General features: G+C 61.5%; 21 protein-coding genes and 1 pseudogene. 19 read left to right on the plus strand and 3 right to left on the minus strand.

Annotated features, from left to right (window positions below; genetic code table 11):
- The first annotated feature begins 142 nt into the window (after positions 1 to 142).
- From B0G81_RS35265 to dhaK, 11 genes are all read left to right on the plus strand, one after another.
- The gene (locus tag B0G81_RS35265; protein ID WP_134142024.1) at positions 143 to 1,477 is read left to right on the plus strand and encodes a PLP-dependent aminotransferase family protein; all 1,335 of its coding nucleotides are present in this window, start codon (positions 143 to 145) and stop codon (positions 1,475 to 1,477) included.
- 276 nt (positions 1,478 to 1,753) lie between these two features.
- On the plus strand, positions 1,754 to 2,923 hold the full coding sequence (locus tag B0G81_RS35270; RefSeq protein WP_134143301.1) for a porin: 1,170 nt from the start codon (positions 1,754 to 1,756) through the stop codon (positions 2,921 to 2,923).
- A gap of 373 nt (positions 2,924 to 3,296) precedes the next feature.
- The gene (locus B0G81_RS35275) at positions 3,297 to 4,316 is read left to right on the plus strand and encodes a LacI family DNA-binding transcriptional regulator (protein WP_181196542.1); all 1,020 of its coding nucleotides are present in this window, start codon (positions 3,297 to 3,299) and stop codon (positions 4,314 to 4,316) included.
- A 114-nt stretch (positions 4,317 to 4,430) separates the two neighbouring features.
- On the plus strand, positions 4,431 to 5,762 hold the full coding sequence (locus B0G81_RS35280; RefSeq protein WP_134142026.1) for an extracellular solute-binding protein: 1,332 nt from the start codon (positions 4,431 to 4,433) through the stop codon (positions 5,760 to 5,762).
- A 66-nt stretch (positions 5,763 to 5,828) separates the two neighbouring features.
- Positions 5,829 to 6,785 (plus strand): sugar ABC transporter permease, encoded by a 957-nt coding sequence (locus B0G81_RS35285; protein WP_106281371.1) that lies wholly within the window; start codon positions 5,829 to 5,831, stop codon positions 6,783 to 6,785.
- A complete protein-coding gene (locus tag B0G81_RS35290) occupies positions 6,782 to 7,735 on the plus strand; it encodes a carbohydrate ABC transporter permease (RefSeq protein WP_106281373.1) in 954 nt (317 codons plus the stop codon). The genes B0G81_RS35285 and B0G81_RS35290 overlap by 4 nt, the downstream gene beginning before the upstream one ends.
- Positions 7,732 to 7,926, plus strand: a complete 195-nt coding sequence (locus B0G81_RS35295; RefSeq protein ID WP_106281375.1) for a hypothetical protein — start codon at positions 7,732 to 7,734, stop codon at positions 7,924 to 7,926. Before B0G81_RS35290 ends, B0G81_RS35295 begins: the two co-directional genes overlap by 4 nt.
- A 4-nt stretch (positions 7,927 to 7,930) precedes the next feature.
- Positions 7,931 to 9,034: an ABC transporter ATP-binding protein gene (locus tag B0G81_RS35300; RefSeq protein ID WP_116117042.1), complete on the plus strand. Its 1,104-nt coding sequence runs from the start codon at positions 7,931 to 7,933 to the stop codon at positions 9,032 to 9,034.
- Positions 9,027 to 10,064 (plus strand): ABC transporter ATP-binding protein, encoded by a 1,038-nt coding sequence (locus B0G81_RS35305; protein WP_116117043.1) that lies wholly within the window; start codon positions 9,027 to 9,029, stop codon positions 10,062 to 10,064. The genes B0G81_RS35300 and B0G81_RS35305 overlap by 8 nt, the downstream gene beginning before the upstream one ends.
- Positions 10,061 to 10,693: a dihydroxyacetone kinase subunit DhaL gene (dhaL, locus tag B0G81_RS35310; protein WP_134142028.1), complete on the plus strand. Its 633-nt coding sequence runs from the start codon at positions 10,061 to 10,063 to the stop codon at positions 10,691 to 10,693. The genes B0G81_RS35305 and dhaL overlap by 4 nt, the downstream gene beginning before the upstream one ends.
- 14 nt (positions 10,694 to 10,707) lie before the next feature.
- The gene (gene dhaK, locus B0G81_RS35315; protein ID WP_106281383.1) at positions 10,708 to 11,697 is read left to right on the plus strand and encodes a dihydroxyacetone kinase subunit DhaK; all 990 of its coding nucleotides are present in this window, start codon (positions 10,708 to 10,710) and stop codon (positions 11,695 to 11,697) included.
- Positions 11,698 to 11,710: 13 nt separating this feature from the next.
- On the opposite strand, the gene B0G81_RS35320 is transcribed toward dhaK, so the two are convergent.
- Positions 11,711 to 12,649 carry a LysR family transcriptional regulator gene (locus B0G81_RS35320; protein ID WP_134142029.1) on the minus strand — a complete coding sequence of 313 codons (939 nt, stop codon included), beginning with the start codon at positions 12,647 to 12,649 and terminating at the stop codon, positions 11,711 to 11,713.
- A 131-nt stretch (positions 12,650 to 12,780) separates the two neighbouring features.
- Between B0G81_RS35320 and B0G81_RS35325 the strand changes: the two genes are divergently transcribed.
- Genes B0G81_RS35325 through B0G81_RS35335 form a run of 3 tightly spaced genes read left to right on the plus strand, consistent with a single transcriptional unit; the run spans position 12,781 to position 15,021 of the window.
- The gene (locus tag B0G81_RS35325) at positions 12,781 to 13,632 is read left to right on the plus strand and encodes a class I SAM-dependent methyltransferase (protein WP_134142031.1); all 852 of its coding nucleotides are present in this window, start codon (positions 12,781 to 12,783) and stop codon (positions 13,630 to 13,632) included.
- Positions 13,632 to 14,462 carry an MFS transporter gene (locus B0G81_RS35330; RefSeq protein ID WP_134142033.1) on the plus strand — a complete coding sequence of 277 codons (831 nt, stop codon included), beginning with the start codon at positions 13,632 to 13,634 and terminating at the stop codon, positions 14,460 to 14,462. The genes B0G81_RS35325 and B0G81_RS35330 overlap by 1 nt, the downstream gene beginning before the upstream one ends.
- A 49-nt stretch (positions 14,463 to 14,511) precedes the next feature.
- Positions 14,512 to 15,021, plus strand: a complete 510-nt coding sequence (locus tag B0G81_RS35335; RefSeq protein ID WP_134142034.1) for a hypothetical protein — start codon at positions 14,512 to 14,514, stop codon at positions 15,019 to 15,021.
- On the opposite strand, the gene B0G81_RS35340 is transcribed toward B0G81_RS35335, so the two are convergent.
- Positions 15,006 to 15,389: a nuclear transport factor 2 family protein gene (locus tag B0G81_RS35340; protein WP_106281391.1), complete on the minus strand. Its 384-nt coding sequence runs from the start codon at positions 15,387 to 15,389 to the stop codon at positions 15,006 to 15,008. The genes B0G81_RS35335 and B0G81_RS35340 overlap by 16 nt on opposite strands.
- A gap of 29 nt (positions 15,390 to 15,418) precedes the next feature.
- Positions 15,419 to 16,360 (minus strand): aldo/keto reductase, encoded by a 942-nt coding sequence (locus B0G81_RS35345; RefSeq protein ID WP_134142036.1) that lies wholly within the window; start codon positions 16,358 to 16,360, stop codon positions 15,419 to 15,421.
- A 605-nt stretch (positions 16,361 to 16,965) separates the two neighbouring features.
- Between B0G81_RS35345 and B0G81_RS35350 the strand changes: the two are divergent.
- From B0G81_RS35350 to B0G81_RS35370, 5 genes and pseudogenes are all read left to right on the plus strand, one after another.
- Positions 16,966 to 17,055, plus strand: a pseudogene (locus tag B0G81_RS35350) (SDR family oxidoreductase); the annotation flags it as partial.
- 564 nt (positions 17,056 to 17,619) lie between these two features.
- Positions 17,620 to 19,092 carry an MFS transporter gene (locus tag B0G81_RS35355; RefSeq protein ID WP_134143302.1) on the plus strand — a complete coding sequence of 491 codons (1,473 nt, stop codon included), beginning with the start codon at positions 17,620 to 17,622 and terminating at the stop codon, positions 19,090 to 19,092.
- A gap of 12 nt (positions 19,093 to 19,104) precedes the next feature.
- Entirely contained in the window at positions 19,105 to 20,181 is a 1,077-nt protein-coding gene (locus B0G81_RS35360; protein WP_134142038.1) for an HlyD family secretion protein, read from the plus strand.
- Positions 20,178 to 21,716 (plus strand): efflux transporter outer membrane subunit, encoded by a 1,539-nt coding sequence (locus B0G81_RS35365; RefSeq protein WP_134142040.1) that lies wholly within the window; start codon positions 20,178 to 20,180, stop codon positions 21,714 to 21,716. Before B0G81_RS35360 ends, B0G81_RS35365 begins: the two co-directional genes overlap by 4 nt.
- Before the next feature lie 258 nt (positions 21,717 to 21,974).
- On the plus strand, positions 21,975 to 22,856 hold the full coding sequence (locus tag B0G81_RS35370) for a fructose bisphosphate aldolase (protein ID WP_347877474.1): 882 nt from the start codon (positions 21,975 to 21,977) through the stop codon (positions 22,854 to 22,856).
- Positions 22,857 to 22,898 lie beyond the last annotated feature (42 nt).

Raw genomic sequence — 22,898 nt, forward strand, 5'->3', positions numbered from 1 at the left:
GGCGCGTACTGTTCGTCGCCGTTTCATGAGGCTACGCCAATGAAAGCCGGCCAGTCCCACGACGGCGCAAACAGAGTTGCGATGTGCCATCCTATGACCGAGAATCAATACAATCAAATAATTGTCATGGATACATTCGCGTATGTCGACGCCCCGCTACAAATTGCTGGTCGACAGAATGGCGAGCGACATTCGCAGCGGACGCCTCGCGCCCGGCACGCGCCTGCCGACTCACCGCCAGCTCGCCTCGCGAGAGGGACTCGCGCTCGTCACCGCGTCGCGCGTATACGCCGAACTGGACGCGATGGGATTGGTCAGCGGCGAAACCGGCCGCGGCACTTTCGTACGGGAAATAGCCTTGCCTGCGCGCCTGGGCATCGACCAGCATGCCGGCGACGCGGGCCTGGCGGACCTCAATTTCAACAATCCCTCGCTCCCCGGCCAGGCCGAACTGCTCAGAAGCGCGTTGCGCCAGCTCGCGTCCTCCGGCGACCTGGATGCGCTGCTCCGTTATCAGCCACACGGCGGCCGGACGCATGAACGCGAGATTGTCGCGCGTCACCTGTTGTGCCGGGGACTCGCCGTCGAAGGCGCTCAGGTCGTGATCGTAAACGGCGCGCAGCATGGTTTGACCGCAGCCGCTCTGGCGCTCCTGAAGCCCGGCGACGTGGTCGCGGTCGACGCATTGACCTACCCGGGGTTCAAGGTCCTCGCCGAAACGATCCGGCTCGAACTGGCGCCGATTCCGGTTTCGGAGTCGGGCACCGACCTGAACGCGCTCGAACGCTTGTGTCGAAGCAGAAAAGTGCGCGCCATCTACACGATGCCGACACTCCATAACCCGCTAGGCTGGGTCATGAATGCGCAGCGTCGGCACGAACTGGTGTCGATTGCCCGCAAGCACGGGCTGCTCATTATCGAGGACGCCGCGTATGCCTTCCTCGCGGACAACCCGCCGCCCCCGTTGGCGGCGCTTGCCCCTGAAACGACGGTGTACGTCTCGGGTCTGTCGAAAAGCATCGCGACCGGCCTGCGTGTCGGATTCGTCGCCGCGCCCGATCGCTGGGTCGCACCTATCGAGCGTGCTATTCGGGCCACCACCTGGAACACGGCCGCCGTGATGACCGGCATTGCCTGCGGCTGGCTGGACGACGGCACCGTCACACGTCTGGAGACAGAGAAGCGTCGCGATGCGGCGGTCCGCCAAACGATGGCCGCCGAGGTTCTCGCCGGACTGCGGCGCGTTTGCCATCCCGCGTCCTACTTCGTCTGGCTTCCTCTCGCGGAAGAGGTTCGCGCCGACGTGGTGGCGATGGCGCTCGTGCGCGACGGAATCTCTGTCTCGACGGCTGAGCCTTTCTCGACTTCGGAGCATGTACCCCACGCGATTCGCGTGGCGCTGGGCTCGGTTGATTTGCCCATACTCCGCGAGTCGCTGGAAAAGATTAAAAGTGTGATTGCCTCTTACACGTATTGACGCGGCGACCGGCCATCGTCGTGCTTTCGACGCGGTGGGATACCCGCGAGCCCACGCCGTCGCTTCAATACAACGGCGATGCGTGCCGGATTGGGCGGGAGCAATAGCAACGCGCCTTTTGCAGTAAGGGTTCGTCAAAATTATTTCGGATTTATGACGAATTGGCTCGGCGAAACGCACCGGTCAATCAAGCTTTGAAATGACATCATGCAGTTTCCTGCCTTTCATCCTCGTGCCCTGCTTTCTGTCTCGCCCCCCGCCCATTGGAGTGAAGTCATGAAACGAATCCCTGTCGCCCTCGCCGTATCCGCTGCATTCGCTGCTTCGGCTGCCCATGCGCAAAGTTCGGTCACCCTGTACGGCCTCATCGACGCTGGTCTGATGTATACGAACAACGTCAAGACCTCCGCCACCGCGCACGGCAGCCTTGTTCAGGCGACCAGCGGCAACATTAATGGCAGTCGCTTCGGCATGCGCGGTGCTGAGGACCTCGGCGGTGGCCTGAAGGCCATTTTCGTGCTGGAAAACGGCTTCAACGTTCAAAACGGCAAGCTTGGCCAGAATGGCCGGATGTTTGGCCGACAGGCGTTTGTGGGCCTGAGCAGCGAGTTCGGTACGGTGACGCTGGGCCGTCAATATGACTCGCTGGTGGACTTCGTTGCACCGCTGTCGGGCACCGCCGGCACGTTCGGCGACACAGGCTTCGCGCACCCGTTCGATAACGACAACCTGAACCACACGCTACGGATGAGCAACGCGGTCAAGTACACGAGCAGCAACTATGCAGGCCTGAAGTTCGGCGGCCTCTATGCCTTCTCGAACAGTACCGACTTCACGCTGAACCGTGCATACAGTGCGGGGGCGAGCTTCGATTATGGTCCGTTCAAAATGGCTGCCGGCTACCTGCAAATCAATGGCAATGGCGCCGTCCCCCAGGCGAACGCCAGCGGTGCGGTTGACCTCGGCGAACCGGCGTCGACGACGGGTGGCTTCAGGTTCGGGGCAGACGTCCAGCGCACGTTCGGCGCGGGTCTGAGCTACACCTTCGGACCGGCAGTCGTCGGATTCGTGTATACGAACAGCCATTATCAGGGCACGCAGTCCTTTAACCTCAACAACGGTTCGCAGCACTTCGACAACTACGAGTTGAACGCCAAGTACACGCTTACACCAGCGGTTACGCTAGGCATCACCGACACGTATACCGATGCTCATCTGTCGGGCGCGTTCAATGCCACGGGAACGAAGTACGGTTCAGATCCGAAGTGGAACCAGGTCAATCTCCAGGCTGTCTACGCGCTTTCCAAACGCACAGATGTCTACGCCGAAGGCATGTATCAGCATGCGATCGGCCAGAACGTTGTGGCCTTCATCAATACGGCCGGTGGTGCGTCGTCCACGGCGAACCAGGTGGTCGGTACGGTGGGGATGCGCACGCGCTTCTAGTGTTCCGATCCGCTGATTCGCGAACGAAGTCTATGAAGCTTTTCGAGGATTGAATTGGCGGCAATCTCGCGCCGGTCGCCGAAGTCGGTTGAGCCAGACCAAACTACGCTCGACAACCCATGGTCGCGGCACCGGCGCGAAGCTCGACGAAACCACCGGTGTGCCGTTGCTCCATGGGAGGCAGTTGACCAGAAGTTTCTTGTGCAACGCACCGTCCACTGATTTAGGCAATTCATGCGTTCACTCATGTGAGCCGAAACGCGGTTCACCAATACCATCAAGAATGATGCGTTTATTGCCGCAAAAAAACTTGCATTTCTCTCCGGAAAAACTACCTTAACGAAAAGCTTCTGGGCTGGCACCGGAGAGCCACATGCCGGCAACACGTATGATGATTGCGCGTCGTGCGGGCGTTAGCGTCGCCACGGTCGATCGTGTGTTGCGCGACGACCAGGCTGTGCGTCCGGAAACGGCGGAGCGCGTCCATCTCGCGCTGGCAGCCCTGCGCGACGAACGCGCAAGCCGCGGCCGCCCTGCGAAGATCAATACGTATCGCGTAGCCTTCGTACTCCCTCAGGTCAATTCGCGTTTCCTCGACCACGTCGAGCGCAATATCGCGCTGTCCGCCAGCTTCTTTCGCGAGCACCGCATCATTCCGTCGTTCTACCGCTGCGATTTCACGACGCATCGCGACACCATTGCTTTCGCTGAGCAGGTGATCGACTACGACGCACTCGTGCTTGTGCCGCTCGACTACCCAGCGGTCGAACGCCTCGTTGAGGATATGAGCGATGCGGGCGTGCCCGTTGTCACGGTGTTCTCCGATCTGCCCGCCAGTCGCCGCGTTGCGTATGTCGGCGTCGATAACCGGATTGCCGGACGCACCGCGGGACTTCTGATGGGCCGCTTTCTCGGCGCGCGGCTCGGCACGGTGGCGATTCTATCGGCCTCGTCGCGCCTGCACGATCAACTGGAGCGACGCACCGGCTTATCGCAGGTGCTGGAAGAAGACTTTCGCAATCTGCGCTGGATTGCCGAACCGGACTTCGCCGAAGATGACGACGGCGCAGGTCTTGCCGTGCAGGGGCTCCTTGCGCGTTACCCGGATCTGGTCGGGGTTTATGTGACGGGCGGCGGCATCTCAGGCATCGCAACGGCGTTGCAGGAATCCGGCGACAAGGCGCGCCTGGTACTGATCGGGCATGAATGCACCGCGGAGACTCGCGCGCAACTCTCCGAGCGCGCGATCGACGTGATCCTCGATCAGGATGTGCGCGGCATCGTTCATTGGGCAGGCCTCGCCGCCATCAATTTTTTTAACGACGTGCGTGGCGCGCTCGCCATCCCGACGCCGGAAACCCGGATTTATCTTCGTGAGAATGCGCATGCCTGAAGCTCGCGACACACGGATTCGCGTCTGAGTCCGCTGGAGCCGAAACACAGCACCCGGCGCATGGGCGCTGTTCCACAGCAGGTTGGAGACCCGAGAAAGACAAGGAGAAGACAAATGTTACGTCTTACGTCAGCAAGGGTAATGGCGGCGGCCACAGTATCGTTGGGACTCGGCATGGCAACGGGCGCGCAAGCACAGGACAAGCAGTTGACCTTATGTTGGGCGGCATGGGACCCGGCCAACGCACTCGTCGAACTGTCGAAGGATTTCACCAGCAAAACCGGCATCAAGATGAAGTTCGAGTTCGTGCCATGGACAAGTTACGCCGATCGCTTTATCAACGAACTTAATTCGCATGGCAAACTATGTGATCTGATCATTGGGGACAGCCAGTGGATTGGCGGCGCAGCGGTCAACGGGCACTACGTCAAACTCAACGATTTTTTCACGAAGAACAAGATATCAATGAACGACTTCGTACCGGCGACGGTTGTCGGTTATGCGGAGTGGCCGAAGAATACGCCGAACTACTGGGCGTTGCCGGCCATGGCCGATGCGGTCGGCTGGACCTATCGCAAGGACTGGTTTGCGCGCCCTGAGTTGCGCGCCGAGTTCAAGCAGAAATATAAACGCGAACTCGAACCGCCAACCACGCTGGACGAACTCAAGCAAACCGCGGAGTTCTTCCAGGGCCGCAAGATCGACGGCAAGACCGTATACGGTGCCTATATCTTTACGGAGCGCGGTTCCGAAGGCATCACGATGGGGGTGACCAATGCGCTTTACAACTTCGGCTTCGAATATGAAGACCCCAAGAAACCCTATCACCTGGATGGCTTCGTCAACTCGCCGGGCGCGGTCAAGGGGCTGGAGTATTACAAGGCGCTCTACAAGTGCTGCACGGCGCCCGGCATGACCAACGCGTATATGCAGGAAGGACTGGACGCCTTCAAGTCTGGTCAGGTGGCGATGCAGATGAACTGGTTTGCATTCTTCCCAGGACTCTACAAAGACCCGAACGTGGGCGGCGACAAGATCGGCTTCTTCGTGAATCCGCGTGAGACCAAGCAGTTCACGCAGCTCGGCGGACAGGGCATCTCGGTCGTGTCGTACTCGGACCACAAGGAAGACGCACTTGAATACATCAAGTGGTTCGCGCAACCCGATGTACAGAAGAAGTGGTGGCAGTTAGGCGGCTATTCGGCGGCCAAGTCGGTGGTGGATGCGCCCGACTTTCCGAAGAGCGCACCTTTTGCGCCGGCATTCCTCAAGTCGATGTCGATCGTGAAAGACTTCTGGGCTGAACCCGCGTATGCGGAACTGCTGCTCGACATGCAGAAGCGCGTGCATGACTATGTGGTGGCCGACAAGGGCACGGCCAAAGAGGCGCTCGATCTGCTGGTCAAAGACTGGAACAAGGTCTTCAAGGCCGAAGGCAAGAATTAGCGTGTGTCCGGGACTGGACCGGCGCCCCCTGCACGGCTGCCGCCGGTTCACTTAAAGGAGCGAGGCATGTTGGCCAACAAGCCTTTTTCGTCGGCGGGACTGGAGTCGCGGGCGTCGGCGCGTGCGCGCACACGTCTGGCCGGGTTATCGGACAGGACCATTGCGTGGCTGTTCATTCTCCCAACAATCCTGCTGCTGCTCGCGATCAACATCTTTCCGTTGATCTGGGCGCTACGTCTGTCGTTCACGAACTTCAAGTCGAATATGCCGAGCGTGCCGGCGCGCTTTGTCGGTATCGACAACTACGTCGACATTCTCACCGACGAAGACATCTGGTACGCCATGCAGGTGACGGCGCGTTTCGTATTCTGGTCGGTCGGGCTCGAGGTTCTACTGGGTTTCGGCCTAGCGTTGCTGATCAACCGGCAGTTTCGCGGTCATAGTTTCTGGACCACGCTGATCCTGCTGCCGATGATGCTGTCGCCGGCGGTCGTGGGCAACTTCTGGACCTTTCTGCTGCAACCGCAAACGGGCCTCTTCAACGATATCGTCGGCTACTTCACCGGCATTGCGCCCGGCTCGTTCCAGATGATCGGCGATGTGTCACTCGCGCCGTGGACCATCGTGATGGTCGATACATGGATGTGGACCCCTTACGTGATGCTCATCTGCCTCGCCGGCCTGCGGTCGATTCCCGACTACATCTACGAAGCGGCCGAAGTGGATCGCGCCACGCCGTGGCGGCAGTTCTGGTCGATCACCTTGCCGATGACCTTGCCGTTCCTGATGCTCGCCGTGCTGTTTCGCGGCATCGAGAACTTCAAGATGTTCGACATGGTGAATCTGCTGACTTCGGGCGGCCCGGGTTCGGTTACCGAAACCGTGTCGATCACCTTAAAACGTGCCGCGTTCGAGAAATGGCAGACGGGCTATTCCTCGGCCCTGGCGATCATTCTGTTCGTGACGGTGTTCGGTGCGGCGAACATCTACGTCAAGGCGTTGAACCGGGTGAAACAGCGATGAGACCGACAGCTACCCAACACTCGGTGGTGGCGTCGTCGCCGCGCGGCAAGCGCTTCGCGGCGGCGGTTGTCATCACTTACGCGCTGCTTGCAACCTTGCCGATGGTATGGATCTTCCTGACGAGCTTCAAGACGCAGGAAGACGCGATTGCCTATCCGCCTGTCGTGCTGTTTCAGCCGTCGATGGAAGGCTATGTGAACCTGTTCACGATCCGTTCGCGGCAGACACCTGAGTTCATCGCCAGTCTGCCGCCCGCGCGCACCTGGTATGAGCGTGATGTGCGCAAGCGCGGCATGGTCATCGCGGGACCGTCGAAGGTCCTGCCGCGGTTCGTGAATTCGCTCGTGATCGGTTTCGGTTCGACCTTTCTCGCCGTGTTTCTCGGCACGCTGGCGGCGTATGCGTTCTCGCGCTTCAAGGTGCCGCTCGCCGACGACCTGCTCTTCTTCATCCTGTCGACCCGCATGATGCCGCCGATCGCGGTCGCCATTCCGATCTACCTGATGTACCGGGCACTGGGCTTGAGCGACAGCTATGTCGGCATGATCGTGCTGTATACGGCGGTGAATGTGTCGCTGGCGGTATGGTTGCTGAAGGGGTTCATGGACGAGATTCCGCGCGAATACGAGGAGGCGGCGCTCGTCGACGGGTACACGCGCCTGCAGGCTTTCGTCAAAGTGGTGCTGCCGCAGGCGATCACCGGTATCGCCGCGACCGCGATTTTCTGCCTGATCTTCGCGTGGAACGAGTACGCGTTCGCGTCACTGCTCACAAGCGGCGATGCGCAAACCATGCCGCCGTTCATTCCGTTCATCATCGGCGAAGGTGGCCAGGACTGGCCGGCCGTCGCGGCGGCGACGACGCTTTTCGTGCTGCCTATCCTTATCTTCACTGTGGTGCTGCGCAAGCATTTATTGCGCGGCATCACCTTCGGCGCGGTGCGTAAATGAAACGTGACTCCGTTTTTCCGCAAAGACACTCGCTGCGTCGCGGCTACGGCGAAGCAGCGTCGACTGCGCTGATTGGTTTCGGCATGGTGATGCTAGTGCAGCCGTTTTCACTGACGGCGTTCACATGGTCGTTTCCGGTCATCCTGGTAGGTGCGCTCGCATTTGTCGTGACCAGCCATTTCCCGGACTGACGCCATGTCCACGATCGTTCTTGCCAACCTTCACAAGCGCTTCGACGACTTCGTCGCGGTACGCGACACCAGTCTGACGATCGGCGCCGGGCGCTTTGTCGTATTGCTCGGTCCATCGGGTTGCGGCAAGACCACCACGTTGCGGATGATTGCCGGTCTGGAGTTGCCGACCTCCGGCCAGATTTTAATAGACGGCGAGGACGTGACGGCGTTGCGCGCGCGTCAGCGCGATATCGCGTTCGTCTTCCAGATGTTCGCGCTATATCCCCATATGACGGTGCGCAATAACATCGCCTTCCCGCTGAAAAACGAGCATGCGTCGCGCAAGGAGATTGCGGCACGAGTGGATGCGGCCGCGCACATGCTGCGTATCGAGAACATTCTCGATCGCAAAACCGGCGGGCTGTCAGGCGGCGATCGGCAGCGCGTGGCGCTGGGTCGCGCGATCGTGCGTCAGCCGAAGGCGTTTCTCATGGACGAACCGCTCGGCACGCTCGATGCGGATTTCCGCGAACTGATGTGTCTCGAGTTGCGCAAGCTGCACAACGCGCTCGCCGCCACGACGGTCTACGTTACGCACGATCAGAGCGAAGCGATGGCAATGGCTGACGACATCGTCGTGATGAACAAGGGTGAGTTGCTGCAGGCCGGCCCGCCGCACGAGATCTATCACTTTCCGGCCACGGTGTTCGTCGGCAACTTCATCGGCAGTCCGCCGATGAATTTCCTGCCAGTCGATGGCGGCGTGGACGTGGGCCACGAAGAAGTCCGCCTGCACGGCGCGCGGGTCCCGGTGTCCCACTGCGAAGCCGCCGCTGAACGCGTGCTGCTAGGCATTCGTCCCGAGCATGTGGCGATCGATCAACACGGCCCGCTGCGCGGCAAGGTAATTGCCGATGAATACCTCGGTTCGCATCAGGTGCTGGTGGTCGAGACCGCATTGGGCGTGGTGAGGGTACGGGTGGGAAAAGACGACGGCCTGCCTGCCGGATCACCGGTCGGTTTGTCGTTTCGCAAGGAGCGCACGCTGCTTTACGACGCGCAGAGCGGCCGGCTGTTGCCAGGTGCCGCTCACACGATTCCTGCACACGGAGAAGCTCATGGCTGAAATCCAGTTGCGCAATGTGTCGAAACGATTTGGCGATATCGTCGCGGTCGACGATCTGTCGATCGATGTGATGGACTGCGAGTTCGTGGTGCTGCTCGGGCCGAGCGGGGCAGGCAAGACCACGACGCTGCGTCTGATCGCCGGGCTGGAGCAGCCGGATGCGGGCGACGTGCTGATCGACGGAGCGATCGCGACCGGCGTGCATCCGTCCGAGCGCGACGTGGCGTTTATCTTCCAGCAATATTCGCTGTACCCGCATCTGACCGTGTTCGGCAACCTGGCGTTTCCGTTGCGCTCGCCAAGAAGGCGTAGTAGCGAGGCGGACGTGCGTGCGCGCGTTCACGCGGTCGCGGAGATGCTGCATATGGAATCAAAGCTCGACAACATGGCGACGCATCTGTCCGGGGGCGAAATGCAGCGCGTGGCGATCGGGCGCGCGCTCGTGCGGCAACCCAAGGTGTTTCTGATGGACGAGCCGCTGTCGTCGCTCGATGCGAAGCTGCGCGAAGAGTTGCGCATCGAACTCAAGCGCCTGCATCGTACGATCGGCGCGACGATCATCTACGTCACGCACGATCAGGTCGAAGCGACCACGCTCGCGGATCGAATCGGCATTCTCGATCATGGGCGTCTCGTGCAGATCGGCACGCCGCGCGAGGTGTACGGAAATCCGGTGTCGCTGAGCGCCGCGCAGCGGCTCGGCTCTCCGCCCATCAACCTGCTGCCGCCCACGCTGTTCGATTCGGCTCACATGCCGGCGGGAACGGCAACTGTCGCCATCCGTCCCGAGGATATCGTGCTGCATGACCCTGACGTGGGCGATGCGCGTGGCGCACAGGACGCACTGAATCTGACAGTGCTCGAATATTCGCCGCTGCGCCATCTGCTGATTCTCGATCGAGCGGGAACCGCCGTCGTGGCAACGACCATTGCGGAGCGCAATTTCTCGCCGGGGCAATCGGTCGGCGTGTCGCTGCCGGCGCGCAGCCTTTTATATTTCCGTGCCGACGGCAGGAGGATCCCGACATGAACGGCAAAACGGTCATGGCGTGCATCGACTCTGCCTATGCGGCGTTGAAGGAGCATACCGACGAGATCGCGTCACTCGACCAGCAGATCGGCGATGGCGATCACATCTTCAATCTGCTGCGCGGCATGGACGCCCTGCTCGCGGTGCGCGCGGAGATCGAGGCCGAAGCTTTCGGCCCTGCGCTGGACATCGCGGCGTCCAAGGTGCTGTCGACGGTGGGCGGATCGTCCGGGCCTTTATTCTTTTCGTTGCTGAACGGCATGGCGAAAGCGTCCGTGGCCAATGCAATGGATGTGACCGGCTTCGCTCATATCTTCGCGGCGGGTGTCGAGGCCGTCGGGCAACGCGGCAAGACCGGCCTCGGCAGCAAGACCATGATGGACGTGTTGATTCCGGTCGCGAAGCGCTTCGAGGAACTGGCCGCGGAAAGCGCCGCGGCGTGCGTGGTGCTCGACACGCTGCCGCGAATCGCCGAGGAAAACATGCTGGCGACCCGCGACATGCTGGCGACCAAGGGACGGGCGTCGTTTCTCGGCGAGCGTTCGCGCGGACATATCGATCCCGGCGCACGCTCCAGCCAGGTCATGATTGCTTCGGTATGCGCGCGGCTTGCGCAAGACAACGGATAAAGGAGCGGGAGATCATGAAGAAATTCATCAATCACGTGGACGACTTTCTCGCCGAGAGTCTGGCGGGATTCGCCGCAGCCCATGCCGATCTGATCGTGCTCAATCGGGAACCGGTGTTCGTGCGGCGCAAGCACCTGAAGCCTGGCAAGGTTGCGCTGATATCGGGCGGCGGCTCGGGGCACGAACCGCTCCATTCAGGGTTTGTCGGCTATGGCATGCTCGACGCCGCTTGCCCCGGCCAGATCTTCACGTCGCCGACGCCGGACCAGATGATGGCCGCCGCGAAGGCCGTCGATACCGGTGCGGGCGTGCTCTTCATCGTGAAGAACTACTCGGGCGATCTGATGAACTTCGAAATGGCGTCGGAGATGTCGGAGGCGCCCAATGCGATGGTCCTCATCAATGATGACGTCGCGGTGGAAAACTCCAGCTATACGACTGGACGGCGCGGCGTTGCGGGCGCGGTGATCGTCGAGAAGCTGGTGGGCAGCCTGGCTGAAAGCGGGGCAAACCTCGACGAATGCAAGATGTTTGGCGACCGGGTCAACAAGCACACGGCTTCGATGGGTGTTGCTTTCTCCAGTTGCACGGTGCCGGCAGCCGGCACGCGGACCTTCAAGATCGGCGACGATGAGATCGAAGTCGGCGTCGGCATTCATGGCGAACCAGGCAGGCGGCGCGCGAAGTTTGCGTCGGCCGATACGATTGCGGGGGAGCTGCTAACGGCTATCGTCGACGATCTCAAGCCGCCTGCGGGGGCCGGCTTGCTGGTGCTCGTGAACGGCCTTGGCGGTACGCCGCTTGGCGAGCTTTATCTGCTCTTCAACTCAACGCGCGTCTGGCTTGAAAAGCGCGATCTGAAAATTGCGCGCGTGCAGGTGGGCGCGCTGACCACTTCACTCGAGATGGCAGGCGCTTCGATCACACTTTGCATGCTCGACGAAGAGATGACGAAGCATTGGGACAGCGCGGTGCACACGCCGGCGCTAAGGTGGGGTGTATAGCACCGGGGCAACGTCATCCTGTACGCGGGACTTTGCCCTGGCTTGCCTGGCGGGTTTTCACATGATCGATGAAGGCGCGCAGCTTCGGCATGACTTGCCGGCGGCTCGGGTAGTACAGAAACACACCCGGTATCACCGGCGCTAACGGCTTCAGGACTTCTACGAGTTTTCCGGTCCGCAGTCCTTCGGCGACCATCGGCTCAGGTAACTGGGCAAGGCCCATACCTTCCATTGCCGCACCCAGCATGGTGGGAAAATCATGGGCGATGAAAGGACCGCTTACGGCGATCTCGATCGTGTTGCCGCCGTTGTCGAATGACCATAGCGCGAGCGCGCCGCTGGATTTGCGCCATCGCAAGCACGCGTGTTGCCGCAGATCGTCTGTGCGCTCAGGCCGGCTGCGCCCTGCGAAGTAGGCCGGAGTGCCGACGACGACGAAACGAAGCGGTGGCGTCAACGGCACCGCGACCATGTCGGCGTCGACGAACTGACCCATCCGGATGCCGGCATCGAACCCTTCAGTCGCAAGGTCGATCAGGTGGTTGCTTGCGGCGATCTCCACTTCGACCTCGGGATAAGCCTGGTGGAACGATGCAATCAGGGGATCCAGCAGGAGTGGCACTACCGCGCGCGGCACTGAAAGACGCAACAGCCCGCTGGGCCGCTGCCCGAGACCGCGCGCAACGTCGCTGGCGGCGACGAGCTCCTCGAAGGCAGGCTTTGCGCGCGAAAGAAACTGTTCGCCGGCTTCGGTCAGACCCACGCTACGCGTGGTGCGTATGAAGAGCGTTGCGCCAATGCGCTCTTCCAGCACACGCACCGCCTGGCTGATCGCCGACGGCGTCACACCGAGTTCCGCGGCTGCCCTGCGAAAACTGCGATGCCGGGCAACGCACAGGAACGCCTCAACGCCATCGAGCGCGCCCTGTCTGACTGTGAAGGTCTGCTTCATAACCCGTCAACATTGTGATGAATAGTCGCTCGCGAGAGACGATGGTACACCTATGCCTGTGGACGAGGAGTCGCGCCGATGTCGGCGCGCCAGCCCTGGACCATCCGCCAGGACCGTGGAGGAACCTTGCAATGAACGATGCACTTGACGACGTGCGCGATCACTATCGTGCGACCGGACTGACCGAGCGGCTGAAGAGCGCGCTCACGGTTTTTGGACCGGAGAACGAGCCGCTCACACCCCAGCAACTGGGCACCCTCGACCAGTTTCATACCCGTGGGCTTGCTGCCACGGCCGAGCTTGCCCGATTGGCCGGAATCACCGCTGACATGTCGGTGCTGGACGTCGGTTCCGGCGTTGGCGGCCCGGCCCGTTTTCTGGCTGCAACCTATGGCTGCCGGGTGACGGGTATCGACCTCAGCGAGCCGTTCGTGGATGCCGCGCGCTATCTCACCCAGCGCACGGGGCAGAGCGAACAGGTGTCGTTCCGTGCCGCCAGCGCGCTGGAAATTCCGTTCGCCGACGACCATTTCGACGCCGTGTTTCTGCAGCACGTGGCAATGAACATCGCCGAGCGCACTCGGCTTTACCGGGAAATCCAACGCGTGCTGAAGCCGGGCGGCAGGTTTGCGACGTTCGACGTCGTCGCAAACGGCGGCGAACCGCACTATCCCGTTCCTTGGGCGCGGACGCCGACAACGAGCTTTCTGCTCACGGCCGATGCGACGCACGCGGCGATCGAACAGGCAGGTTTCCGCACGCTGGTATCGCAAGACGACACCGAGACCGCAAAGGCCTGGTTTGCGCAGATGCGTGCGTCGGGACCGCCGCCCTCGCCCAATCTCGGCGTGGTGATGGGGCCGGACTTCGCCCAGTTCACGACCAACCTGGGCCGAAATCTCCTGGAAGGCAGACTCGGCATATTGGCCGCAGTGTTCGAAAACGATTCCCCGAAGGCTGGAAATCACCTGGAGAACCGCTGATGACCGCCGTCCCCGTCGCGGTTGAAATCGTCCCGCGGGGTCCCGCGTGGCGCAGCCTGCTTTGGCTCATCCCGTTGGTGACGCTGTGGATCCTGTTGATCTATTGGCAGCCGATTATCCCGACCAGCGGCGTTCCGACCACAGCTCATCAGTTGACGGCCCATGGACTGATCGCGGTTGGTTTGTGGCTCGGCCTCGAAAGCACGGATCTCACGCCGGGCGAACGCCGTACGACCTGGCTGGCGGTCATGATCCCAGACACGCTTTGGTTCGCGGTTGCCTGGAGCGCGGCGATCAATGGCGCCTTCCGCACAGGTGCCTCACCCTTGCCGTCGTTGCCGTTGGCGATCTTCATGCCGGTGATGATCGGCGCGCCGCTGCTGCTGTTGTCGAAACGGATGGGGCGGGTGCTCGACGCGATGCCTGCGAGCTGGCTTGTCGCTCTTCAGCTTTACCGGGTATTCGGCAGTTGGGCGCTCGCCGCCTGGCTGCATGGGCAGCTGCCGGCCGTGTTCGCGTTGCCGGCGGGAATTGGCGATGTGTTGACCGGCCTCTTCGCCGTGCCGGTCGCAATCGCGGTGGCGAGCGGTTCGGCTCAAGGCCGGAAGGCGGCGATCGCCTGGAACATCTTCGGCCTCGCGGACTTCGCCGTCGCGATTACGTTGGGGATGATCACCTCGCCCGGCCCGTTCCAGTTGATCGTTCCGAGCGTGCCGAGCATCGGCGCCGGCGCTTATCCCGATGCGCTGACTCCTGCGTTCGTGGTGCCAGGGTCGATCCTGCTGCACGCGCTGTCGCTGCGCCAGCTGATCCGGCGACGCGCCGGCTAATCCTCATCATGGCCTTTAATGCGCCAGACAACATCTGTCAGGAGGCAACATGTCACCGGAACTTGTCTTTCAATTGCAGCTCGTGCTGGGATATGTCGCGTGGCTGCTTGTCTTCCGTGCATACGTCTGGCCGAGGCTAAGGTCGATGGACCCATTTGAAGCGCAACGCGCCATCGCCACATTGCACAGCTTCCGTTTCTTCGGGCTGGTCTTTATTTTGCCCGGTGTGGTCAGTCCCGATCTGCCTGCCGGCTTCGCAGCGTTCGCCGCATACGGTGACTTCGCAACGGGCATTCTGGCGATGCTGGCACTACTCACAGCACGGGTGCGCCCACTGTTCTGGTTGTTCGTCGTAGCCTTCAATCTTGTGGGGGCGACCGACCTCATCGTCGACTACTATCACGCTATCCAGTCCGATCTTCCCGCGCGCGCGGGGGAGTTGGGCGCTACGTACGCGATTCCGATCATCTACGTGCCGGCACTGATGATTACGCATGTTGCTGCCTTCCTTTTGCTGCTGCGCCGTGAGTCCACCAGGCGGCGTCACGCGATCTGCTGAACCCAGCGACTCCGCCAAGCCGGCGCCTCGAACGGATCCGAAAAATACTGGGTCTCGTGAATGACCTTGTCGTCGCAGAACTCCATGATGCTTACCGTGTAAGCCGCCCGCCCCTGGTAATTGATGGTGTACTCCGTGACCCAGAGATTGCCTTCACCCTGAATTCGCCTGACATTGAAGCCGGATGGCTTCTCCGGATGATGACTCCGCAGTGCCTGCAAATTGCTTCGCCCAATGATCCGTTCCCCTGATTGGGGATAGTCGCAGATGGCATCATCATGGTAAATAGCGTGTTCCGCGTCGAGATCGCCGACCGCCGACGCTTGCCAGTGCGCATTCAATGCTTCACGTATTCTGTCTTCCTGCATGGCGTGCCTCCAATACCGTTCAGGTCTATCTATTGCGGACGCCGCGGAATAAACCCGGGGCTGCCTGTCTTGACGACTTCGTTGTACCTCTGCCTCGTCTCGATCCGGTTGATCTCGTCGAATGCCTCTGCCGGAAGCGCGGAGACGTCGAAATTCTCGCGCGCGCGGGCCGCCGTCCTGGGTGTGGTAAGCAACGCTCCGCCACGCTGTATCGCCCAGGCAAGCAGTACTTGTGCCGATGTCTTTCCAGTTCGTTCGGCAATCCGCACGATGACCGGATCTTCGAGCGGCCCCGGCCTGATTCCGTGACCCAATGGCGCAAAGGCCAGAAACACGATTCCTTTCTCCTTGCAGAACTCCAGAAGCTCCGTTTCCGGAAGATACGGATGTGCTTCGACCTGCACCACCGCCGGCTTGATTCGCGCCGATTCATAGAGAGGCCGTAACTCGTCCAGGCCAATGTCGGACAATCCGATAGCCCGGCATCTTCCACCGTCGACGAGGTCCTCCATCGCCTTCCACGTGTCTTGCAAAGTCACGCCCTTATCGTAGATGACGTCGCCGTTTTCGTCGCGCGGATCCTGCTCGTCGCCCGCCCGAAATGCGAACGGCGTATGGATCAGATAAAGATCGAGATAGTCGAGTCCGAGTCTTTCAAGGCTTGCATCGAACGCCGGTTCGACGCGCTCGGGCCGATGATTCGAATTCCACAGTTTTGTCGTCACAAAGATGTCTTCGCGCGCGATCCCTCCTGCAGCAAGCCCTGTCCGCAGAGCGTCGCCCACTTCGCGCTCGTTTCGATATCGCTCGGCACAATCGAAGTGTCGATAGCCGGCTTCCAGCGCGGCTGCGGTAGCACTGATCGTCGTAGCTGCATCGGGAATCAGCGTGCCGAATCCGAGCGCGGGCATGCGGCCGCCTCCGTGATTAAGCGCTAGCGTTCTGCTTCGGAAATCGGAAGACTCACTCATGGCGACACCTCTGCACTATTGCATGCTCTGTGATAAGGACCGACGTCAGGGCTCGCGATCGCGGCGCCAGCTCCATGAACGCAACAACGTCAACGTACCGGTGTCGGATCACCGCTTGATAGCGATTCCTGGCCGGCGAATTCGTGAACTGCTTACACGGGGTATCTTGACTCAGCCGTATGTGAAGTGCCGCTTCAGCGACAGGGCGCGACGTTGTAGCTTTGGCAGAGAAGTCGGCGTCGCTCGGCAACACAAGGGAGCATAACGGTGGCTCTAACGTCCTTCTCTCTTTCAGGCCGTAATGCTGTTGAATGTGCTGAAGGTGAAGCGATCGAATCGAGTCGCGAGAATCCGCAACTCAGTCGCAGTAGTCGGCGTCAACCAGATGTCATACAGGTCCGCGTCGTGATCAAGTGTAGCAAAGGAATCACCGGGCGGCAGCGTTGGATTCCAGCAGAGTACGGCTTGCATCCTGCGTCATTACCCGCCATGCAATAACACGTAGGTACTGTTCACTGCTGGTCAACTGTCGCGTGATCAAGGTCTGCAAAACACGCGCGTGCCACGAGGCCACTCCACCTTGCGAATGATGGGATTGCGGAAAAGCTCTGACAAAGGGTGGTTTGAACGCCGCCACGAAGTCGCTGGCAATCGGGTACGCGAGAAAAGGTATTCGCGTGAATGCCGTCGCACTGTGAATCATCAGGACGCCGATGCATGCGTCGAAAACCCATGAAGCACTGGGAGCCACCGATCATAAGTCGCTGCACCTTTACTGAGTTCTGTTCTGTAGCCGAATGGAAAAAGATCATTTCCAGGCAAGTGTGTTGTCCTTGTCACTGTGGTGACATTGGCTGGATTTGAGAGTGGAATGGACCGATGTGCGGCCTTTTTTGACCTCAGGAGAGCAGACCTGTCTTCTGGAAAGAAATGAACTCCTAGCGTGGCAGTAAGACGTGAGCGGCCCGGCTGGAACTAGCGTAGAAAAAACGATATGGTCAGCGAATCGGACCTCTTTGCGGAGCGTCCCGGGTCTTCTCAGACGTCGGCCGTGGCAGAGAGATATCCGACGTAATACCCCATTAAATACGGGTGGCTGGACTCTTATGAATAGCGCCAACTCACCGCTGCCTGGAACGGGAGAGCCGAAGATTTCGCCATCGTCGGCGCCTGTCTCCGTACCCGCGACATGGACGCCGACACAGCAAACGTCCACAGAAGCGCAGTTACCCCTACGCCTCGCCATCGGCCTGCTCGGCATGTTGCTGGCCTCTCTGCTGGCGATATTGAACGAACAGGTCACCGCGGTCGCGCTCGCTGATATTCGCGGCGCGTTCTCGATCGGACGGGACGACGGAACCTGGCTGACCACCCTGTTCGAAGCGACCAACGTCGCCACCATGGTATTCGCGCCATGGTTCGGCGTGACGTTCACGCTCAGGCGCTTCACGATCGGCGCCGTGCTCGCCGTGATGGTCCTTGGATTGCTCTGCCCGTTTGCACCGAACCTGCTGACGCTCTATGTATTGCGCGCGCTGCAGGGCGTCGCCGGCGGCTGTCTGCCGCCAATGCTGATCATCGTCGCGCTGCGTTATCTGCCGCCGAAGGTCAAGTTATACGGGCTCGCGGGCTATGCGCTGACCGCGACCTTCGGACCGGCGCTCGGCACGCCTCTCGCCGCGTTGTGGACGGAATATATCGGCTGGCAAATGGCCTTCTGGCAGATCGTGCCGCTGGGACTCGTCAGCTGCGTGGCAATCTATCAGGGACTGCCGGCGGATCCCGCCAGACTCGAACGGTTGCGTTCATTCAACTGGACCGGCTTCCTGCTCGGGTATCCCGCCATCGCCATGCTCGTGATCGGCCTGCTGCAGGGTGATCGCCTCGACTGGCTGAACTCCACCTTTATCTCCACGATGTTTTGCGGCGGGACGCTGTTGCTCGCGGCGTTTCTGGTCAACGAGTGGTTTCATCCTGTGCCGTTTTTCAGGCTTCAGCTGCTTGCCCGCAGGAACTTCGCGCATGGGCTGCTGACCCTGGTGGGCGCGGTAATCCTGCTGGTGGGCGTGGCCGCCATACCCAGTCAGTATCTCGCACAGATTCACGGTTACAGGCCGCTGCAAACCACGCCGCTGTTTTTGCTGGTGGCCATTCCCCTTCTGATTGCGCTGCCCGCGACCGCCGCGCTGCTCAATCTCCAGCAGGTCGACCACCGCTGGGTCATGGCCGCCGGACTTTGCCTGATGGCCATCTCCTGCTTTCTGGGGAGCTTCGTCACCTCCGACTGGATTCGCAATAACTTCTACTGGCTTCAGTCGTTACAGATCCTCGCGCAACCGATGGTCATCATGGGAATCCTGATGGGCGTCACCACCGGTTTGCCGCCAACGGAGGGTCCGTTTGCCTCGGCCATGTTCAACACAGTCAAGACATTTTCCGGCGCCGCCGCAAGCGGTCTCATTGAAGGTCTCGGCACGGCGCGCGAGCATTTTCATTCGGGCATGCTGGTCGACCACCTGGGCAATAACGCGCTGATCACAAGCCAGAGCCTCGATGCCGCTCACGGTCTCGGTGAACTCGCACACCGGATCCACGAGCAGGCCGTCGTGCTCACATCGGCGGATCTCTATCGCGTGATGGCGGGCATCGCCGTCGCCTTTCTTTTCGTTATCCCGGTGTTGCCCGTGCGGGTCTATCCGCCCTGGAGCACGACGCAGCCCTCCTCCCGTTAAGCGACGCTATCCATGTCATCCGCTACCCGATTTTCTCCCGGAACGATTCGTCTTGCCGCGTATGCGGTCATACTCGGCGCTGCCGTGCTGGCCTGTATAGCGCTGTTTTCCAGTTCATCCAGCGAGACCACGAACGATGCCTACGTGACGGCCGATTTCACGCTGGTCGCACCGCGTGTTGCGGGTCAGGTTTCGGAGGTGCTCGTCGAAGACAACCAGCAGGTCAAGGCCGGGCAATTGCTGGTTCGCATCGATGATCGCGACTTTCGCGCCGCGTTGATGAGCGCCGAGGCGGACGTGGTGGCCGCCAAAGCATCGGTGGCGAACTACGAGGCCGAAATCGCACGGCAGCCCGCGCTCGTCGATCAGGCCCGCGCCACGCTGCGCGCGGACGATGCGACGCTCGAATTCGCGCGCGCCAACGCCGCGCGCTACCGCAATCTCTCGGAGACCGGTGCGGGAACGACACAGGAGCAGCAGCATGCCGCGAGCGCGCTGGCCGAGGAACTCGCACAGCAGGCGCGCAACCGCGCCGCACTCGTGGCGACCGGGCAGAACCTCGACGTTCTGAAGACACAGCGCGACAAGGCAGCCGGTGCGTTGACCCACGCCGAAGCCATGCTCGAACAGGCGAAACTCAACCTGTCGTACACGGAGATTCATGCGCCCATCGACGGCAAGGTCGGACGGCGTTCGGCACGTGTCGGCGCATTCGTGACGACCGGTGCGCCGCTGCTTGCGATCGTCCCGCTGTCGGACGCCTATATCGTCGCCAACTACCAGGAGAACCAGCTCGCCCGGATGCGACCCGGCGACACGGTCCGTATCAAGGTCGACAGCATGCCTGATGTGACGATCCGCGGACACGTCGATAGTCTTGCACCCGCTACGGGGGTCAGCTTCGCGCCTATCGCGCCCGACAACGCAACGGGCAACTTCACCAAGATCGTGCAGCGCGTGCCGGTCAGGATCACCATCGATCACGGACAGCAGGCCGCGTCCGCATTGAGCGTCGGATTGTCGGTGGAAACGGAGGTCGCCGTCGGCAGGCATGCCGATGCACGGATCGCGGGAGCGGACGCGAAATGAACGCGAGCGACTTCTCCCTGCGCACGCCGGCGCTCGCGTTGCTGCTGTGCTCCCTGCTCACGGGCTGCCTGGTGGGTCCGAACTTCGAAGCTCCGCAGACGGCCACGCCCGATGTGTTCAACCGCACCCGGAGCGCGCAGGCTGCGAGCAGGGCCGTCGAATCCGGATTCACGCCGCAATGGTGGACGCTGTTCAACGATCCGGTACTGGACTCGCTGGAACAGCAGCTGACCGATGCAAACCTGGATGTCGCGGCGGCCTCGGCGCGTCTGCGGCAAAGCCGGGCGCAACAGCGCATTGCCGGCGCCGAAGAGTATCCGACGCTGACCGGCGCCGCCTCCTACAACCGCGAGCGCGGCAGTCCGAACGGCATCCTGTCGCTGCTTGGCGTCACGCCGACGGCAAGTCAGACGCAGTCGGCCTCGGGCAGCGCGCCGCTCGGTGTCGCGCCGCTGCCGGGCGCCAAGGGCTCGCCCGCGTACGATCTGTACCAGTTCGGCTTCGACGCGTCATGGGAGCTCGACTTCTGGGGCCGCGTGCGACGCGGTGTCGAGGCCGCCTCCGCGCTCTCCGATGCCTCGTACGAGGACCGTAACGCGATCCTGCTGTCCGCCCGCGCCGAACTCGCGCGCGACTACATCCAGTTGCGCGACACACAGGCGCTGCTGCAGATCGCCAAACAGAACCTCGACATCGCTCACGACGCCACGAAGCTCACGCAGAACCGCGTGCATGAAGGCGTCACGACCGACCTGGACGTGGCCAACGCGATGGCCCAGGCGGAGTCGATCGAAAGCCTGATCCCGACGCTCGAAGCGCGCAGCACGACCACGATCAATGCGATAGGCGTGCTGCTGGCGAAGGAGCCGGGCGCGTTGCAAGCGGTGCTCGCCGAGCCGCGCGATGTGCCGGCACTGCCCGCTCAGGTGCCGATCGGCGTTCCGTCGGAACTGGTGCAGCGCCGGCCCGACATCCGCAAAGCCGAGGCCCAGCTGCATGCGGCCACCGCGACGATCGGCATGGCGAAGGCCGACTTCTATCCGCGTATCTCGCTGAACGGCAGCGCCGGGTTCCAGAGCCTGCAACTGTCGAATCTGGCCGACTGGGCGTCCGGCCAGTTTGTCGTGGGACCGTCGATCACGCTGCCGATCTTCGAGGGCGGACGTCTCAAGGGCACGCTTCATCTGCGCGAGGCACAGCAGCAGGAGGCGGCGATTGTCTACCAGCATACCGTGCTTCAGGCATGGCGTGAGGTGGACGACGCGCTGGTCGTCTATGACGCCGAACAGCGCCGGCGCGACCGGTTGAAGACGGTTGTCGGTCTGAACCAGCGTGCGCTGTCGATTGCGCAGCAAAGGTACAAGGCGGGTGCGGTCGATTTCCTCGACGTGCTGAATGTGCAGAGACAACTGCTTGAAGCGCAGAGCAATCTGGAGCAAAGCAGGGCTGAAGCCGACGCGAACCTCATCACGCTGTGCAAGGTGCTGGGTGGCGGATGGGAGTCGACGTATGCCAGGCAGGACAGTGCTCGTTGACTGCACCTGTCGCGATCGAATGAGCGCGTAGTCCCGTTCGCGCCGATCCATCGATACCGTCGCGCGGCGCCTGAACGCCGTACCGAAAGAACGCCCGCGCCACGCGACTAGCCGCGCTTGCCACCGTTTTTTCGCCAAATCCGACATTTGCATTAACATCGTGACACTGAACGTATGCAACTCGACGCGTCGCGACCGGACGTGCTGGTTCGATATTCCACTGTGAAAGAGAGGGAGACGATCGTGGCTGATGAGAAGATGCTGGCGCAAGTTTGTGAAAAGCAGGGATTTTTTGCCGCCCTGGACCAGAGCGGCGGATCGACCCCTGGCGCACTGCGGCTATACGGCATTCCGGAGAGCGCCTACAACGGTGACGCCGAAATGTTCAAACTGATACACGAGATGCGCGTGCGTATCATCACGGCGCCCGCCTTTACGGGGGACAAAATCATCGGCGCCATTCTGTTCGAGGCGACCATGGACGGACAGGCTCAGGGCAAACCCGTTCCGCGCTTTCTGTGGGAAGAGCGCGGCGTCGTGCCCTTCCTGAAGGTCGACAAGGGCCTGCAAGCCGAAGCGGACGGCGTCCAGTTGATGAAGCCGATTCCGGGCCTGGACGATCTGCTCGCCCGGGCCGTGAAGCTCGGCATCTGCGGCACCAAGATGCGGTCCGTCATCAATCTGAATTCGCAAAGCGGGATCGCCGCGATCGTCAAGCAACAGTTCGAACTGGCGGCGCAGATCGATGCGCACGGCCTCCTGCCGATCCTCGAACCCGAGATTTCGATCAAGAGTCCCGACAAGCCCGGCGCGGAAGCCACCCTCCTCGCCGAACTGACCAAAGGTCTCGACGCGTTGCCGGCTAGCCGCCGCGTGATGCTCAAGCTGACCATACCCGATGCGGCCGACTTCTATCGTCCGCTGATCGAGCACCCGCGTGTCGCACGAGTGGTCGCGCTGTCCGGCGGCTACACGCGCGCCGACGCGTGCAAACGGCTCGCTTCGAATCACGGCATGATCGCCAGCTTTTCGAGGGCATTGATCAACGAGCTCAAGGAATCGATGAGCGACAGCGAGTTCGACGCGGCGCTCAAGAAGGCCGTCGACGAAATCTATCAGGCCTCCGTCGTCAAGGTTTGAAACGACTTTCGGGAAACGGTGCCCGGCGGATCGGGGCCCGAG

Origin of the sequence: Paraburkholderia sp. BL6665CI2N2 (genome assembly GCF_004366535.1) — a bacterium.
GTDB lineage: Bacteria > Pseudomonadota > Gammaproteobacteria > Burkholderiales > Burkholderiaceae > Paraburkholderia.

What these genes read in the sequence shown, in the direction of transcription:
- B0G81_RS35265 (WP_134142024.1), top strand. Translation starts at nt 143, where the DNA reads ATGTCGACGCCCCGCTACAAATTGCTGGTCGACAGAATGGCGAGCGAC.
- B0G81_RS35270 (WP_134143301.1), top strand. Translation starts at nt 1,754, where the DNA reads ATGAAACGAATCCCTGTCGCCCTCGCCGTATCCGCTGCATTCGCTGCT.
- B0G81_RS35275 (WP_181196542.1), top strand. Translation starts at nt 3,297, where the DNA reads ATGCCGGCAACACGTATGATGATTGCGCGTCGTGCGGGCGTTAGCGTC.
- B0G81_RS35280 (WP_134142026.1), top strand. Translation starts at nt 4,431, where the DNA reads ATGTTACGTCTTACGTCAGCAAGGGTAATGGCGGCGGCCACAGTATCG.
- B0G81_RS35285 (WP_106281371.1), top strand. Translation starts at nt 5,829, where the DNA reads ATGTTGGCCAACAAGCCTTTTTCGTCGGCGGGACTGGAGTCGCGGGCG.
- B0G81_RS35290 (WP_106281373.1), top strand. Translation starts at nt 6,782, where the DNA reads ATGAGACCGACAGCTACCCAACACTCGGTGGTGGCGTCGTCGCCGCGC.
- B0G81_RS35295 (WP_106281375.1), top strand. Translation starts at nt 7,732, where the DNA reads ATGAAACGTGACTCCGTTTTTCCGCAAAGACACTCGCTGCGTCGCGGC.
- B0G81_RS35300 (WP_116117042.1), top strand. Translation starts at nt 7,931, where the DNA reads ATGTCCACGATCGTTCTTGCCAACCTTCACAAGCGCTTCGACGACTTC.
- B0G81_RS35305 (WP_116117043.1), top strand. Translation starts at nt 9,027, where the DNA reads ATGGCTGAAATCCAGTTGCGCAATGTGTCGAAACGATTTGGCGATATC.
- dhaL (WP_134142028.1), top strand. Translation starts at nt 10,061, where the DNA reads ATGAACGGCAAAACGGTCATGGCGTGCATCGACTCTGCCTATGCGGCG.
- dhaK (WP_106281383.1), top strand. Translation starts at nt 10,708, where the DNA reads ATGAAGAAATTCATCAATCACGTGGACGACTTTCTCGCCGAGAGTCTG.
- B0G81_RS35320 (WP_134142029.1), bottom strand. Translation starts at nt 12,649, where the DNA reads ATGAAGCAGACCTTCACAGTCAGACAGGGCGCGCTCGATGGCGTTGAG.
- B0G81_RS35325 (WP_134142031.1), top strand. Translation starts at nt 12,781, where the DNA reads ATGAACGATGCACTTGACGACGTGCGCGATCACTATCGTGCGACCGGA.
- B0G81_RS35330 (WP_134142033.1), top strand. Translation starts at nt 13,632, where the DNA reads ATGACCGCCGTCCCCGTCGCGGTTGAAATCGTCCCGCGGGGTCCCGCG.
- B0G81_RS35335 (WP_134142034.1), top strand. Translation starts at nt 14,512, where the DNA reads ATGTCACCGGAACTTGTCTTTCAATTGCAGCTCGTGCTGGGATATGTC.
- B0G81_RS35340 (WP_106281391.1), bottom strand. Translation starts at nt 15,389, where the DNA reads ATGCAGGAAGACAGAATACGTGAAGCATTGAATGCGCACTGGCAAGCG.
- B0G81_RS35345 (WP_134142036.1), bottom strand. Translation starts at nt 16,360, where the DNA reads ATGAGTGAGTCTTCCGATTTCCGAAGCAGAACGCTAGCGCTTAATCAC.
- B0G81_RS35355 (WP_134143302.1), top strand. Translation starts at nt 17,620, where the DNA reads ATGTTGCTGGCCTCTCTGCTGGCGATATTGAACGAACAGGTCACCGCG.
- B0G81_RS35360 (WP_134142038.1), top strand. Translation starts at nt 19,105, where the DNA reads ATGTCATCCGCTACCCGATTTTCTCCCGGAACGATTCGTCTTGCCGCG.
- B0G81_RS35365 (WP_134142040.1), top strand. Translation starts at nt 20,178, where the DNA reads ATGAACGCGAGCGACTTCTCCCTGCGCACGCCGGCGCTCGCGTTGCTG.
- B0G81_RS35370 (WP_347877474.1), top strand. Translation starts at nt 21,975, where the DNA reads ATGCTGGCGCAAGTTTGTGAAAAGCAGGGATTTTTTGCCGCCCTGGAC.